The organism is Peterkaempfera bronchialis (genome assembly GCF_003258605.2).
In the GTDB taxonomy this organism is placed as follows: domain Bacteria; phylum Actinomycetota; class Actinomycetes; order Streptomycetales; family Streptomycetaceae; genus Peterkaempfera; species Peterkaempfera bronchialis.
On record NZ_CP031264.1, the window covers coordinates 6,030,178 to 6,045,633 of the forward strand.

The 15,456-nt window shown below is 72.9% G+C and carries 13 protein-coding genes; 9 read left to right on the top strand and 4 right to left on the bottom strand.

What is annotated here, in order from left to right; all coding sequences use genetic code 11:
• The first annotated feature begins 13 nt into the window (after positions 1-13).
• From C7M71_RS25870 to C7M71_RS25890, 5 genes are all read left to right on the top strand, one after another.
• Positions 14-211, top strand: a complete 198-nt coding sequence (locus C7M71_RS25870; RefSeq protein ID WP_111490646.1) for a ferredoxin — start codon at positions 14-16, stop codon at positions 209-211.
• Between the two features lie 31 nt (positions 212-242).
• On the top strand, positions 243-1,634 hold the full coding sequence (locus tag C7M71_RS25875) for an NDP-hexose 2,3-dehydratase family protein (protein ID WP_111490647.1): 1,392 nt from the start codon (positions 243-245) through the stop codon (positions 1,632-1,634).
• A 47-nt stretch (positions 1,635-1,681) separates the two neighbouring features.
• Complete coding sequence (locus C7M71_RS25880; RefSeq protein WP_111490648.1) at positions 1,682-2,929, top strand: activator-dependent family glycosyltransferase; 1,248 nt, start codon at positions 1,682-1,684, stop codon at positions 2,927-2,929.
• Positions 2,930-3,035: 106 nt separating this feature from the next.
• Positions 3,036-4,046: a dTDP-glucose 4,6-dehydratase gene (gene rfbB, locus C7M71_RS25885; RefSeq protein WP_111490649.1), complete on the top strand. Its 1,011-nt coding sequence runs from the start codon at positions 3,036-3,038 to the stop codon at positions 4,044-4,046.
• Positions 4,040-4,828, top strand: a complete 789-nt coding sequence (locus C7M71_RS25890; protein WP_111490650.1) for an AfsR/SARP family transcriptional regulator — start codon at positions 4,040-4,042, stop codon at positions 4,826-4,828. Before rfbB ends, C7M71_RS25890 begins: the two co-directional genes overlap by 7 nt.
• A 31-nt stretch (positions 4,829-4,859) precedes the next feature.
• Here C7M71_RS25890 and C7M71_RS25895 read toward each other — a convergent pair whose 3' ends face one another.
• The gene (locus tag C7M71_RS25895) at positions 4,860-5,837 is read right to left on the bottom strand and encodes an NAD-dependent epimerase/dehydratase family protein (RefSeq protein ID WP_229758913.1); all 978 of its coding nucleotides are present in this window, start codon (positions 5,835-5,837) and stop codon (positions 4,860-4,862) included.
• Between the two features lie 192 nt (positions 5,838-6,029).
• On the opposite strand from C7M71_RS25895, the gene C7M71_RS25900 reads away from it, so the two are divergent.
• Complete coding sequence (locus tag C7M71_RS25900) at positions 6,030-6,641, top strand: dTDP-4-dehydrorhamnose 3,5-epimerase family protein (protein ID WP_175607747.1); 612 nt, start codon at positions 6,030-6,032, stop codon at positions 6,639-6,641.
• A 42-nt stretch (positions 6,642-6,683) separates the two neighbouring features.
• Positions 6,684-7,898 carry a macrolide family glycosyltransferase gene (locus C7M71_RS25905; RefSeq protein ID WP_111490652.1) on the top strand — a complete coding sequence of 405 codons (1,215 nt, stop codon included), beginning with the start codon at positions 6,684-6,686 and terminating at the stop codon, positions 7,896-7,898.
• 80 nt (positions 7,899-7,978) lie between these two features.
• On the opposite strand, the gene rfbH is transcribed toward C7M71_RS25905, so the two are convergent.
• Positions 7,979-9,280, bottom strand: a complete 1,302-nt coding sequence (rfbH, locus tag C7M71_RS25910; protein ID WP_111490653.1) for a lipopolysaccharide biosynthesis protein RfbH — start codon at positions 9,278-9,280, stop codon at positions 7,979-7,981.
• 75 nt (positions 9,281-9,355) lie between these two features.
• On the bottom strand, positions 9,356-10,315 hold the full coding sequence (locus tag C7M71_RS25915) for an ACP S-malonyltransferase (protein WP_111490654.1): 960 nt from the start codon (positions 10,313-10,315) through the stop codon (positions 9,356-9,358).
• A gap of 96 nt (positions 10,316-10,411) precedes the next feature.
• Between C7M71_RS25915 and C7M71_RS25920 the strand changes: the two genes are divergently transcribed.
• Complete coding sequence (locus C7M71_RS25920; RefSeq protein ID WP_162824382.1) at positions 10,412-11,800, top strand: acyltransferase; 1,389 nt, start codon at positions 10,412-10,414, stop codon at positions 11,798-11,800.
• A gap of 93 nt (positions 11,801-11,893) precedes the next feature.
• On the opposite strand, the gene C7M71_RS25925 is transcribed toward C7M71_RS25920, so the two are convergent.
• A complete protein-coding gene (locus C7M71_RS25925; RefSeq protein WP_111490656.1) occupies positions 11,894-13,060 on the bottom strand; it encodes an alpha/beta hydrolase in 1,167 nt (388 codons plus the stop codon).
• A 224-nt stretch (positions 13,061-13,284) separates the two neighbouring features.
• Here C7M71_RS25925 and C7M71_RS25930 point away from each other — a divergent pair, with 224 nt between their 5' ends.
• Positions 13,285-15,453 (top strand): alpha-amylase family protein, encoded by a 2,169-nt coding sequence (locus C7M71_RS25930; protein ID WP_111490657.1) that lies wholly within the window; start codon positions 13,285-13,287, stop codon positions 15,451-15,453.
• Positions 15,454-15,456 lie beyond the last annotated feature (3 nt).

Here is a 15,456-nt window from a genome sequence, read left to right on the forward strand (position 1 = left end):
GCAGAGGGTCCGTATGGAGATCGCGATCGACCGGGACAGGTGCCTGGGGGCCGGGCAGTGCGTGCTGGCCGCCCGTGAGGTCTTCGACCAGGACGAGCGGGACGGCCTGGCCTTCCTGCTGGTCGAGCGGCCGGCGGACCGGCTGCGGGAGGCGGTGTACGAGGCACGTGACACCTGCCCGGCCGGTGCCGTCACCGTCCGGGAGGACTGACCCGGGGGGACTGACACCGAAAGGCGAAGCGATGAACGAGGTCGGTCTTCCGAAGCTGCTGCGGCGCCCGGACCGGGCGCTGCTCTCCCGGCTCGCGGACTCGGCGGCGGCCACCGACGGTGCGGTGACGACCAATGAGCAGTTCCTCGACTGGCTCTCCCGCCGCTGGTGGGCGCATGCACAGCAGGTACGCCCCACCCGGCTGGACCGGATGGCGGACTGGTACGTCGAGCCCCGCACCGGCGACCTCCGCCACACCAGCGGGCGGTTCTTCTCCGTGGAGGGGCTGCGGGTGCGGCGCGGCGACGGCCCCGTCCCGGACTGGGACCAGCCGGTGATCGTCCAGCCGGAGACCGGGCTGCTGGGCCTGCTGGTCCGTGAGATCGGCGGTCTGCTGCACCTGCTGATGCAGGCCAAGGCCGAACCGGGCAACATCGGCGGCATCCAGCTCGCCCCCACCGTCCAGGCCACGCCGAGCAACTACGACCGGGTGCACGGCGGCGCGGCGGTCCCCTATGTCGGGCACTTCCTCGCCCCCGCGCCGGAGCGGGTGGTGGCCGAGGTGCCGCTGCCCGGACCCGGCCCCTGGCTGGCGCAGGGGCGCAACCGCGCCCTGGTGGTGGAGGCCGGCCCCGAGGTCGGCGCCGGGCCCGACTTCTGCTGGCTGACCCTCGGCCAGGTCAATGCGCTGCTGCGGCAGCCCAACCTGGTCAGCGCCGACGCCCGTACGGTGCTTTCGACCCTGCCGGACTGGCACGCCGACGCCGGCACCCCTGACGCCGACACCCCTGACGCCGACGACCCGTACGCGGCAGCCGAGACCGACCGCTGGATCGCCCGCTGCGGGGCCGCGCACCAGGCCACCGTGGAGCGGACGGCGCTCTCCCGGGTGGCCGGCTGGAACCCCTCGCCGTCCGGGCTCGCCGACCGCAGCGGGCTGCTCTTCGACATCGTCGCCGTGGATGTGCGCTCCGCCCGCCGCGAGGTGCCCGCCTGGTCCCAGCCGCTGCTGAGGCCGCACCGGCCGGGCACGGCCGCCCTGCTGGTCAAGGAGGTCGGCGGGGTGCCGCGGCTGCTGCTCGGCGCCCACCCGGACCCCGACCGGCCCGGCAGGGTGGCGCTCGGCCCGACCGTGCGGTCCACCCCCGACCCGTACACCGACCCCCGTACGCCCTGTCTGGACGCGGTGCACCACGCACCGCCGGAGCGCGTCCTCTTCGACACCGAGCTGTCCGAGGAGGGCAGCCGCTTCCACCACGCCCGCACCCGCCACCTGGTCATCGACGCCTCCGCGCTGCCCGACGGAGCCGACGGCCGCCACCACTGGGTGAGCCTCCCCGGGCTGGACCGGCTGCTCGACCGGGGCCACCGGCTCGACGCCGAGGCCAGGACGCTGCTCGCCGCCCTGCGAGCGGTCCGATGACGGCCGCCCCGCACGGCCGCCACCGCCCGAGCACCCGAAGGGGTCCCATGCGCGTCCTGTTCGCCGGCCTGTCCGAGAAGTCGCACCTCTACGGCATGGTGCCGCTGGCCTGGGCCCTGACCTCGGCCGGCCACGAGGTGCTGATGGCCAACGCCCCCTCGCTCACCGACACCATCACCCGGGCCGGACTGGTCGCGGCACCGGTCGGCCGGGACCACACCCTGCACCAGGCGATGGCCGCCGCCCGGGACTCCCAGGACAACGACATGGCCAACTGGAGCCGGCTCGGCCCCGGGGAGGTGGACTGGCCCGCCATCCGCGCCCGCTACGAGATCAGCGTCCCGTACGGCTTCGCGCTCTACAACGAGCCGGTGATGGACGGCATGGTGGCGCTGGCCCGCAGCTGGCAGCCGGACCTGGTGATCCGCGACCCGCTCGCCTACGCCGGAGCCGTCGCCGCCCGGGTCAGCGGCGCCGCCCACCTCCGGCTGCTCTGGTGCGCGGACGTCTACGGGCAGGCCCGCACCACCTTCACCGAGCTGATGCGGCAGGCCCCCGAGGACCAGCGGGTCGACCCGCTCGCCGACTGGCTGGACGAGCGCGCCCGCCCGTACGGCGTCAGCTGCGACGAGGAGCTGGTCAACGGCCAGTACACACTGGACACCCTGCCGCCCAGCCTGCGACCGCCCAGCGCGCTGCGGCAGCTCTCCATGCGCTACCAGCCCTACAACGGCTCCGCCGTGCTCTGGGACTGGCTGCGCGAACCCCCCAAGCGGCCCCGGGTCTGCCTCACCCTCGGGCAGTCCAACACCGAAGCGTACGGCGGCGACTATGTCTCGGTACCGGAGATCCTGGCCGCCCTCGCCCCCCTTGACGTGGAGGTGGTGGCCGCGCTGCTGCCCCGGCAGCGCGAACTGCTCGGGCCGGTCCCCGGCAACGCCCGGATCGTGGACGACGTGGCCCTGAACACCCTGCTGCCCAGCTGCTCCGCCGTCATCCACCACGGCGGCTGGGGGACCTTCTCCACCGCCCTGGTCAATGCGGTGCCCCAGCTGATCCTCTCCACCCTGGTCGCCGACCAGGAGCTGCGCGGCCGGTCCCTGGAGCGCCAGGGCGCCGGGATCTTCGTACACCACAGCCAGGTCGACGCCGATCAGGTGGTCCGCCACACCCGGCGCCTGCTGGACGACCCGGGCTTCGCCGCCGCCGCCCGCCGCCTGCGCGACGAGTCGGCGGCCATGCCCACCCCGCATGAGACGGTCGCCGTACTCGAACGGCTCACCGCCGAGCGCTGACCGGCCCGCAGCCCGCAGCCCGCTGTACCCCAGACCACGCACCCATGGGAAGGAGACCGGCGCCCCCGCCGACCTGGACCGCCCAGGTCGCCGCGCCGCAGCCCAGATGAGTCAGACGAGAATCCTGGTGACCGGCGGCGCCGGCTTCATCGGCTCGCACTATGTGCGGACCCTGCTCGGCCCCTCGGGCCCGGGCGAGGTCTCCCTCACCGTCCTGGACAAGCTCACCTACGCGGCCAGCCTCGCCAACCTGGACCAGGTCCGCCGGTCCGACCGGTTCACCCTCGCCGTCGGGGACATCTGCGACGAGGAGTTGGTCGGCCGGCTGGTCGCCGAGCACGACCAGGTGGTCCACTTCGCCGCCGAGTCCCATGTGGACCGGTCCATCGCCGACTCCGGCGAGTTCGTCCGCACCAATGTGCTGGGCACCCAGGTCCTGCTGGACGCCGCGCTGCGGCACGGCGTGGACACCTTCGTCCATGTCTCCACCGACGAGGTGTACGGCTCCATCCCGACCGGCTCCTGCTCCGAGTCCCAGCCGCTCGCCCCCAACTCTCCGTACGCCGCCTCCAAGGCAGCCTCCGACCTGATCGCCCTCGCCTACCACCGCACCCACGGCCTCGACATCCGGGTCACCCGCTGCTCCAACAACTACGGGCACCACCAGTTCCCGGAGAAGCTCATCCCGCTCTTCGTCACCAACCTGCTGGACGGCAGGACCGTCCCGCTGTACGGCGACGGGCTCAACGTCCGCGACTGGCTGCACATCGACGACCATGTCCAGGGCATCGAGCTGGTGCGCGCCAAGGGCCGCGCGGGCGAGGTCTACAACATCGGCGGCGGCACCGAGCTGAGCAACGCGGACCTGACGGCGCTGCTGCTCGACGCCTGCGGAGCCGGCCCCGAGAGGGTCGAGTACGTCGCCGACCGCAAGGGGCACGACCGCCGCTACTCCGTCGACTGGAGCAAGATCCACACCGAGCTGGGCTACAAGCCGGGCCGGGACTTCGCCGACGGCCTCGCCGAGACCGTCGCCTGGTACCGCGACCACCGGCCCTGGTGGGAAGCGCTCAAGGCACGGGCCGCACTGCCCGCCTCCGGAGCGGCGCCATGCTGAAGTGCCGCACCCTCGGACTGCTCGACGTCACCTGCGGCGACCGCCCCGCCACCCCCAGCGCCCCCAAGGTGCGCCAGGTCCTCGCGCTGCTGATCGCCCGGCGCAATGAACTGGTGCCGATCCCCGACATCGCCGCCGAACTCTGGGAGGGCAGCCCGCCCCGCAGCGCCACCGCCACCGTGCAGACCTACATCTACCAGCTCCGCAAGCTGCTGGAAGGGGACGACCCCGCCGACGCCGGGACCGGCCCGCTGCTCACCAAGAGCTCCGGCTATCTGCTCCGGCTGGCCTCCGGCGAGTGCGACGAGGAGGAGTTCGACGGCCTCTCCGCGCTCGGCCGGACGGCGCTGCGGCAGGGCGACGCACGGGCGGCGGCCGACCTGCTGGGCGCTGCTCTGGCGCTGTGGACCGGCCCGCCGCTCGCCGATGTCGGCCAGGGCCGGATGCTCCAGGCGCACGCCCTGCGGCTCCAGGAGCGGCGGATGCACACCATGGAGCTGCGGATCAGCGCCGACCTCCACCTCGGGCTCCACCGCGAACTGGTCGGCGAGCTCAAGGAGCTGGCCTGCGCCCACCCGCTGCACGAGTGGTTCCAGGGCGGCCTGATCATCGCCCTCCAGCGGTGCGGGCGCCGGGGCGAGGCCCTCCAGGTCTACCAGCGGCTGCGCGAGGTCCTCCGCGACGAACTGGGCCTGGACCCCTCACCGGGACTCCAGCGCATCCAGCAGCGGGTCCTCACCGACCAGGTCACCGCCGCCGACCTGAGCCTGCTGGCCGGCTGAACCACGCAGCGGCCCGACGGCCGAACCGCCCTCAGCGGGGCTCCGTCGCCCGCCAGAGGTCCCGTACCGAGCTCTCCAGCGACCGGCGCGGCGACCAGCGCAGCAGCTCCCGGGCGGCACCGATGTCCACCCGCATCCAGTCCGGGTCGGCCGGAGACCTGGTGGTGCGCCCGGTGTTCTCCACCACCCGGGCGGCCATCCCGCTCGCCGCGATCAGCAGGTCCACCATGGTGCGCACATGCACCACCGCGCCCCGCCCGATGTTGATCACCTGCCCGCCGACCGGCAGCAGCGCCGCCGCCACGACCGCCTCGGAGGTGTCCCGGGCGTCCACGAAGTCCCGGCTGGCCCGCAGCGGGGCGACCCGGACGAGCGCCTCCCCCTCCGACCGGGCGGCCTCCCGCAGCTGCCGGGCCACCTGGCCCAGCAGGCTGTTCGGCGGCGTGCCCGCGCCGATCACATTCGCCAGCCGCAGCACCACCGCATCGGCCCGCCCCGCCGCCGACGCCTCCAGCACCGCCTCGGTCCCCAGCAGCTTGGACTGCCCGTAGGCGGTGGCGGGGTCCGTCGGGGTGCGCTCGTCGACGGCCGTCCCCACCGGCTGCGGGGTGTACTCGTGCATCGATCCCAGATGGACCAGCCGGGGCCGCCACGAGGCGCCGTCCAGCGCCTCCAGCAGCCGCTGCACCAGCAGTTGGTTGCCCTGCCGCATGTACTCCGCCGAGGACGACCAGGCCGTACCGGCGGCGTTGACCACCGCCACCGGCTGCTCGGTGTCGATCATCCGGGCCAGGTCGCCCGGGCCGCCGTTCACCAGGTCCATCGGGAAGAAGCGCCATGCCGCCGAGGTCTTGACGGGCTGCCGGGCCACCGCCAGCACCTCATGGCCGGCGGCCTGGAAGGCGGCTCCCGCGTGGCGGCCGACGAAGCCGGTGGCCCCCAGGACGACCACCCGGCGGGTCGTGCCGTCCCGCCTCCCGGCCAGCCCCTCCGCGCCGCCCACCGCCATCGCTGCCTCCTCGCGGGTCCGTCCCCGCCGCTTGTGCGCCCTCGCAGCGGCCGTGCCCCGCACCGGGAGCGAGCGCCGCCGACTCACCATGGCACGCCGGGTTCGAGCCTCCCTCCAGGATGAGTGGACTCGACCGTGCCCTGCTCCGCCCTCCATCAGCCCTCGAACACCGCGCCATATCGTTGCGTCACCATGAAGGTTCGAGAGATGGCGGTGCCGGACGCGTTCCGCATCACGCCGCACAAGCTCACCGACCTGCGCGGAAACTTCTATGAGTCGTTCCGCTCCGACAGGCTGGCCGAAGAACTCGGACGCCCCTTCCCGGTGGCGCAGGTGAACTACTCGGTGTCCAGGAAGGGAACGCTGCGCGGGCTGCACGGCACCCTGCTGCCGCCCGGCCAGGCGAAGATCGTCTGCTGTGTGCGCGGAGCCGTCCTGGACATCGTGGTCGACCTGCGGCTCGGCTCGCCGGCCTTCGGCGTCCACGAGGTCAACTGGCTGGACGCGGACTCCGGGGACACCGTCTTCGTGGCGGAAGGGCTGGTGCACGGCTTTCTGGCGCTCGCCGACGACACCTGCATCAGCTACCTCTGCTCCACCGAGTTCGTCCCCGGCACCCAGCTCGACATCGACCCCTTCGATGCCGAACTGGCGCTGCCCTGGCAGTTGACCGAGGAGCCGGTGATGTCCGCCAAGGACTCCGGGGCCCTCTCGGTCGCCCAGGCCCGGGACGCCGGCCTGCTCGCGGACTACGACGCCTGCCTGGCCCACTACGCCTCGCTGCGCGGCGGCGCGGTGGCGTGACCCGCCCTCGCCCGCCCGGCAGCCGGAACGAAGGTATCGGACATGTCCAGCAGCACCCCGTCCCCCCGGCATGTCGCCGTGTTCGTCTTCGCGGACTTCGGGCACGTCAACCCGACGCTCGGGCTCGCCCGTGAACTGGTGGCCCGGGGCCACCGGGTGACCTATGTCGTCGACCGCCGGTTCACCGAGCCGATCGAGCGGACCGGCGCCCGCGTGGTGGGGTACGACTCCGCGCGCGGAGCGTTCTACCGGGCGCCCGACCCCACACACGCGCAACTCGCCGCCGACGGCTACCAGCTGCTCCTGGAGTCCATGGAGACGGTCTTCCCGCTGGCCCTCGCCGCCTTCCGCAACGATCCGCCGGACCTGGTGCTGTACGACTTCGAGTCCTTCGCGGCCGGACGGGTGGCCGCCCATGTGCTGGGCGCCGCCTCGGTGCAGCTGTGCCCCAGCCATGCGTCCAATGAGACGTTCTCGATGCGGGCCCGGATGTTCCCCGCCGACGAGGCGCTGATGCGCGACGGCGCGCTGGCCTTCATCGACTTCATGGAGGCGCACGGGATCGGCACCGACCAGCTCGCCCGCTACGGCACCGAATGGGACCGGCGGAACCTGGTCTTCCTGCCGAGGGAGTTCCAGATCGAGGGCGAGACCTTCGACGACCGCTACGCCTTCGTCGGCCCCTCGGTCGCCGAGCCCGACGGCGCCGTCCCGTGGTCGCCGCCGCGCGACGGCAGGCGGCTCGCCCTGGTCTCGCTGGGCACCGAGTCCACCGGGCAGCGCGATCTCCTGCGGGCCTGCGCCGAGGCCTTCGACGGAGCCGACTGGCAGGTGGTGATGACCCTGGGACGCGGCGGCGAGCGGCCCTGGCGCCACTCCCTGCCGCCGCATGTGGAGACGCATGAGTGGCTGCCGCACCCGGCGGTCCTGCCGCACGCCGACATCCTGGTCTGCCACGGCGGGATGGGCTCCATCATGGAGGCGCTGTACTTCGCCACCCCGGTGGTGGCCGTACCGCAGGTGCTGGAACTCTCGCTGAGCGCCCAGCGCCTGGCCGACCTCGGCCTGGGCCGGATGGTCCCGCACCAGGGGCTCACCGCGGCGACGCTGGCCCGGGCGGTGGAGGGCGTGCTGCTGGACCCGGGCACGCCCGAGCGCCTGGCCTGGATGCGGGAGCGGGTGCGCGGGGCCGGGGGCGCGGTACGCGCGGCCGACCTGCTGGAGCGGTGGGCCGCCGAGCCGGTCCCGGTCGGCTGACCGCACCGCAGACGGCCGCACGGACAGACAGGTCGGCCGCCCCTCCCGGGAGGGGCGGCCGACCTGCCTGGACGGCGTCGTCAGCGGTGCCGGGAGACGAAGTCGCTGAGGGTCGCCACGCTGTGGTCGATCATCTCGTCGGTGAGGCCGGGGAAGACCCCGATCCAGAAGGTGCGCTCCGCCATGAGGTCGCTGTTGGTCAGCGGACCGCTCACCCGGAACTCCCTCTCCAGATAGGCGGGGTGGCGGGTGAGGTTGCCCGCGAAGAACCGGCGGGTGGCGATCCGCTGCGCCTCCAGCTGGTCGATCAGCTCCCCGGGCGGGAACGGTGCGTCCGGCTGCACGGTGATCGCGAAGCCGAACCAGCTGGGGTCGCTGCCGGGCGTGGGCTCGGGCAGCAGCAGATGCGGCAGGCCGTCCAGACCGGCCCTCAGCCGCGCCCAGTTACGGCGCCTGGCCTCGCCGAACTCCTCGATCCTGCCGAGCTGGTTGAGCCCCAGCGCTGCCTGGAGGTCGGTCGACTTCAGGTTGTAGCCGATGTGGGAGAAGATGTACTTGTGGTCGTAGCCCGGCGGCAGGGTGCCCAGCTGCTGCTCGAACCGCTTGAAGCAGCGGTTGTCCTCACCGGGTTCGCACCAGCAGTCGCGGCCCCAGTCGCGCAGCGACTCCACGACCCTGGCCAGCGCCAGATTGTCCGTCAGCACACAGCCGCCCTCGCCCATGGTGATGTGGTGGGCGGGATAGAAGCTCTCCGTGGCCAGGTCGCCGAAGGTGCCGGTCAGCCGGCCCCGGTAGGTGCTGCCGAAGGCGTCGCAGTTGTCCTCGATGAGGAAGAGGCCCCGGTCCTCGGCGAGTTGGGCGACCTCCTCGACCGCGAACGGGTTGCCCAGCGCATGGGCGACCATGATGGCCCGGGTGCGCGGGCCGATCGCCTGCTCGATCCGCTCGGGGGACGGGTTGTAGGTGCCGAGCTCCACATCGGTGAAGACCGGGACCAGGCCGTTCTGGAGGATCGGGTTGACCGTGGTGGGGAAGCTCGCCGAGACGGTGATGACCTCGTCGCCGGGGCGCAGCCTGCTCTCCTCCAGCTGAGGTGAGGTCAGCGCGCTCAGCGCCAGCAGATTGGCGGACGACCCGGAGTTGGTGAGATGCGCCTTGCGCAGCCCGAAGTACTTCGCCAGTGCGCGTTCGAAGCGGCGGGAGCTGACCCCGGCCGCGATCCGCATGTCGAGGGCCGCCTCGACCAGGGCGACGCGGTCGTCCTCGTCAAGGACCGCACCCGACGCCTGCACCAGGGTGACCCCGGGGATGAATCCCGTGGTGGAGGTGTTCTGGTGGTACTTGCGTACCCGTTCGAGAATGTCGCTCTTGTCGTTGCCCATCGGCTGCGGCCTCCTGTCGATACCGTGCGGGGATGTGCGCCGCGCGTCGCCGCGGGCGTGGACTCCGGCGAACCGCTACCCGGCGGGCAGTTCCACGCCGAACTCGAACAGCGCGGCCACGGCCTCGGCGATGCCCTCGGGCGAGTCGACATGCACCATCGGGAACGGGAACCTGATGACGTCCTTGATCAGCGAAGGCCCCAGCACCAGGCCGAGCCGCACCCCGTGCGCGGCCATCTCCTCGGTGAGACCGCCCAGGTCCACCGGCTCCACCATGTTGCGGACCATCATGTCGCGGACCTCGGCCCCGGTCCGCAGCTGCCTGCGCTCCAGGCAGGAGGCGACCGGCAGCTGCGGGTCCGCCACCTCGATCGCGTCGACCCGCTGCCGGAACAGCTCGCCCGCCTCCCGGTGCAGCGGACTGTGGATCGCCGCGCTGCTCTCCGGGCTCACCAGGATGGACCCCGGCGGACATTCCGCCGCGAGCCGGTCCAGCGCGTCCCGGTATCCGGAGAGCAGCAGAATCCGGCACGACCCGGTCACGTCATGGCCGAGATCACCGGCCAGATAGACGCCCTCCCGCTTCTCCCCGTAATAGAAGGAAGCGTCGAAGTCCAGCGGCAGAAATGCCGAGGCGAATCCCTGGACACGGGCGCCCTCGGTCGCCTCCGGCACATGCTGGCTGTGGAAGAGCAGATCGATCAGGTCCTGCCGTCCGATGGACCCCGCCACGCAGCCGCTGACGATCCCGCCGAGGCTGAGACCGCCCACGACGGCCGGGCGGATACCCGACTCCCGCAGCACGTCATGGATTCCCAGCATGGCCGCGGCGAGCGCCACGGCACTCGCCGAGAGCCGCAGCTGCTCATCGTCCTCGAATCCGGTCTGGTGCAGCAGCGCATCCGTGCCGATCCCGGTCCATTCCGCAGCCTGCCGATAGGACTCACGCACCGCCGGATGGGACTCGTAGAAATCGAGAACGCCTTTCGGCTTATAGTTGAACTGGTGCGTGCCGAAGAAGAAGGCCAGAGTCATGATGTCATCGTAGGCAGCCGGGACTAGTGAATTCTCCAGTTCTCGACCGCCGTCTCTAGGGATCTCCTCACTCTCTTTCCGGCCATGCTGGACTCCATGAGGAACCTCCGCAGCCCGGCCGCGCGGCAGCGCGCACGCTCCCACGTCGTGCGGGCGGGGGCGGCGAGCGGAGACCGGGTGCGGTTGACCGTCTACGACCTGCTGACCGGGACCTTCTACACCCCGAGGACGTTCTTCTACCGGACCACGCTGGACGCCGGGGCGCTGCGGGACTCGCTCGCCCGGACCCTGGTGCACTACCCGCTGCTGACCGGTCGGCTGGAACGCGACCGGGACGGCGGGCTGAGCGTCCGCTGCAATGACGCCGGGGCCGTCTTCACCGAGGTCGACGCGGACGAGCCCATGCCCGACTACGGGCTCGGCCGGTCGGCCCGGCCGGAGTTGCGGCGCTACCTCCACGAGGTCAATCCGTTCCTGGTGGTCGGCCGGGACGCTCCGCTGCTCACCGTGAAGGTCACCCGGATGCGCGGCGGCGGCTCGGTGCTGGGCGTGGCGATCAACCACTGCGTGGTGGACGCGACCAGCCATCTGGCGTTTCTGCGGCACTGGTCGGCCGAGCACCGGGGTCTGGACCACCCGCTTCCCTGCCATGACCGGGGCCTGCTGGACGCGCTGGGCGCGCGGGTGGAGCCCGGTGCCCGCGAGCGGAGCGAGCAGTACGCGGTGACCCGCCGCCGGGAGAAGTGGGCCTTCATCGCCCGGGTCAACGCGGGCGCGGCCCGGATGCGGACGCTGACCCTGCGGTTCCCCGCCGAGGAGGTCGGGGCGATCAAGGAGGCGGCGGCGGCCGGTCTCGCCGGTACCGGCCGGTGGGTCTCGACCAGCGACGCCTTCACCGCCCATCTGTGGAAGGTGCTGGCGGAGCTGCGGGCCCGGCCCGGGGAGAGCCGCGAGTCCCTGGGCCTGATCGTCGGCGTCCGGGCGGCGCTCGGGTCGGCCCTCCCCGAGCACTACTGGGGCAATGCCGTCACCAACTCCCGGCCCGCGCTGACCGCCGCCGAGCTGCGGTCGGCGCCGCTCGGCGCCGTCGCCGAGACCGTGCGGGCCGCCGTCGCGGGCGTCACCGAGCAGCGGGTCCGCGACGAGATCGGCTTCCTGGACGCGCAGCGGGCGGCGGGCCGCTCCCGGCGCGTCCTCAGCCGTATGTCGCTGGAGGCGTTCGACTCCGCCGTCGCGCTCAACAATGTGGGCAAGCTGCCGGTCTACGGCGTGGAGTTCGGCGGCGGTCGGCCCTTCTGGTACGAGTTCCCCGCCAGCCCCGTGCCGTGGACGGTGCTCATCACCCCGACCCCGGCCGAGGACGACAGCCGCGATGTGCGGCTGAGCCTGCCGCGCGACCAGGCCCGGGTGCTCGGCGAACCCGGCTGGCAGCGACGGCTGCACGCCCACGCCTACGCCTACGCCGACGCCGACCGGCCTCGGTAGGGCCGGTCGGCGTCGGTGCTGGCTGTGCCGGTGCTGGCTGTGCCGGTGCTGCGTGTGCCGGTGCTGCGTGTGTCGGTCGCTGCGGGCGGTCCGCTACTTGCCCCGGCCGCCGGCCGGGTCCGCTCCATACAGGGCGTCATGGAGCACGCTGCCGACCTCGGCGACCGCCTCCCGGTCGGACCGGGTGCCCGCCAGCGCGTCGAGCATCATGAAGTCATGGGTGATGCCCCCGTAGTGGGTGGTGGTGACCGGGACCCCGGCGGCGCGCAGCTTGGCCGCGTAGGCGTTGCCCTCGTCGAGCAGGACGTCCGAGTCGGTGATCAGCAGCGCCGGCGGGAGGCCGCGCAGCTGGTCGACTCGGGCCCGCAGCGGGGCGGCCAGCGGATTTTTGCGGTCCGCGACTTTGGGCGCGTAGGCGTCCCAGAACCACATCATGGCCTTGCGGGTGAGCCAGCAGCCGTCGGCGAAGCGGCGGTAGGAGGCGGTGTCGAAGCGGGCGTCGGTGACCGGGTAGAGCAGCACCTGCTGCTTGAAGTGCGGCCCGCCGCGCTGCTTGGCCAGCAGGGTGACGGCTGCGGTCATGTCGCCGCCGACCGAGTCGCCGGCGATGGCCAGCCGGGTCGGGTCGACGCCGATCTGGCGGCCGTGCCGGGCGAGCCACTTGGCGACCGTGTAGGACTGCTCCAGCGGCACCGGGAACTGGGCCTCGGGGGAGGGCGTGTAGTTGACGAAGACCACGGCGGCGCGTGCCCCGTTGGCGATCTGCCGCACCAGCCGGTCGTGGGTCTTCGCGTTTCCGAGGACCCATCCGCCGCCGTGCAGGTAGACCACACCGGGCAGCGTGCCCTTGACCCCGGCCGGTCGGACGACCCGGATGGAGACCGGGCCGGTGGGGCCGCCGGGGACGGTCCGGTCGCTGATGTCGGCGGGCAGTTTGGCGATCGGCTGCGCCTGGAGGTTGTCCAGCACCTTGCGGGCCGCCGCGTAGGAGAGCGTGTAGAGCGGCGGTTCGTCGGCGGCGGCCAGCTGGTTGAGGAAGGCCTGGGCCTGCGGTTCCAGGGTCACCGGGGGCTTTCCGCAGAGCGCCGGCGCCGGGGCGTGCGCCCGGGCGGGGCGCACGGCGGGGGCCACGGCGGCGGCCGGGGCCGCCTTCCGGGCGACGTGCCCGGTACAGGAGGCGAGAGCGGCGGTCGTGAGGACCGCCGCGACCAGGCCCGGCAGGGCCGTGCGCCGGTGAGGGGCGTGAGGGGCAGAGGTCATGGCTCATCTCGTTCCGGAGAGGGATCCCCTGTGCATCCTCTGCGGAAGGCACCCCCCGGGGCATGCGGATGTAGGCCGTAGGGGTGATGGGGACGCCGCCCGCGCATCGTCAACGGGCCGATCATCGGACAGTATTGCTGCCACGTGGCTGTGCAGCGCAGATCCGTCCCCCCGCCGCCCGATCGGAGAGTCCCGTGGCACCTCCCCGGAGCCTTGCCCGGCGCATGGTCGCGAGCGGACTGCTGCTGGCCCTGACCGCGACCGGCGCCACCGTCACCTCCCCCGCCGGCGCCGCCGCTGCGGACCCGGTCTTCGCCGCCGCCTCCGGGGTGGTCTTCCCCGGTACGGCCCCCGGCCCCGCGCACGCCTCGCTCGGCCGACACGGCTTCACCCTGTCGAACGCGGTCCTCTCCGCGACCTGGTCGGTGGCGGGCAGCAGAGTGGCCCTCGCCTCCTTCAGCAATGCGGCGGCGGGCAACCGCCTCCCGGTCGGGCCGGGTGAGCTCTTCACGCTCACCCTGGCCGACTCCACCGCCATCACCTCCTCCGCGATGACGGTCACCTCCCCGCCGTCGCTCTCCCGTCTGGCACCCCGCAGCGATGCGACCCGCCTGGCCGAACGCGAGCCGGGCAGCGCGGTGACCACCGCCTTCCACTGGGCCGGGGGCGGCAGAGCCCTCGATGTGGTCTGGACGGTCGAGCTTCGCGACGGCGCCAACACCGTCCGGCAGCGGTTCGCCATCACGCCGGTCTCCGGCACCTTCGACGTCACCGCCGTCCGGCTGATCGACCTGCGGCTGCCCGGCTCCCGGGTGCTCGGCGGCGACGACGGCAGCCCGGTCGCGGTCGGCGGCCCCGGCGCCGAGACCGCCTTCCTCGGGGTGGAGAACCCGCTGGCCAAGGCCACCGTCTCCGGCTCCGCCGTGGCCGTCTCGGTACCCCGCTCCGGTGCCCTGGCCCCGGGGAGGACCTATGCGTACACCGCCTCGATCGGCGTCTCACCGCCCGGCCAGCTGCGCCGCTCCTTCGCGTACTACGTGGAACGGGAGCGCGCGCAGAGCCGCCGCACCTTTCTGCACTACCAGAGCTGGCTGGACCTCAAGCCCCCGGGCCTGGTGATCGACGGCGCCGACCTCACCTCCTCGATCGACCTCTTCGGCTCCGAGCTGACCCGGCGCGGCGCCACGGTCGACACCTTCTGGGTGGACGACGGCTGGGACTACCTGCGGGCGCCCCGGCAGGCCGACGAGTCCCGGCTGGACGTCTGGTCGTTCGACCCGGTTCAGTTCCCCACCGGGTTCGCACCGCAGCGGGCCGCCGCCGCGCGCTACGGCGCCTCGCTCTCGGTCTGGATGTCCCCCTTCGGCGGCTACGGCGAGAGCGCCACCCGCCGCCTGCGGCTCAACGCGGCCAAGCCCGCCGACCAGCGCTACCGGACCGAAGGCGGCACCGCGTTCACCCTCGCGGACCCCCGCTACGCCGACCGCTTCCGCTCCGTGGCCTTCGACATGATGGACCGTCAGGGAGTCCGGGGCTTCAAGATCGACGGCATCGGCGGCGGCCTCTACCGGAGCGGCCCCGACGCCGCCCACCTCGCCGACTACCAGGCACTGCTCGACCTGACCCGGGAGATGCGCGACCACCGCCCGGACGTGTGGATCAACGCCACCGTCGGCACCTGGGGCTCGCCCTACTGGCTCTGGTATGTGGACTCGGTCTGGCGGGACGGCGCCGACGCCTCGCAGGCGGGCACCGGCTCCCCGCAGCAGCGCTACGTCAGCTACCGGGACTCCCAGACCTACCGCAACATCGCCGAGCAGAACCCGCTCTTCCCGATCCCCGCAGTGTCCAACCACGGCATCATCTTCTCCGACCGGACCTCGCAGTTCAGCGCCGACCACGACCTCGCCAAGCCCGAGGTGCGCGCGGCGGTCTCGGCCGACATCCGCTCCTACTTCGCCCAGGGCCTCGCCCTCCAGGAGCTCTACGTCCGCAACACCCTGGTACGGCCGCCGGTCCCCGGCGCCGACTGGTTCTGGGACACCCTCGCCGCCAACGCCCGATGGGCCCGGAACAACGCGGCGCTGCTCGCCGACGCGCACTGGGTCGGCGGGGACGCCGCCACCGGCGGGATCTACGGCACGGCGGCCTGGAGTTCGGCGGCGGGCGCCTCCCGGGGGGTGCTGATGCTACGCAACCCCTCCGGGGTGCCGCAGACCTTCCGGGTCGACCCGCAGGCCGTCTTCGCACTGCCGCCCGGCGTCGGCGGCGGCTACCGGTTCACCGAGAAGGACGGCCTGCACCAGGGGTTCGACGCCACCCGGGGACGCGCCGCCCCCGTCACCCTCAAGCCGTACGAGGTCGCGGTCTTCGAGGCCGTACCGACGGGCTGAACG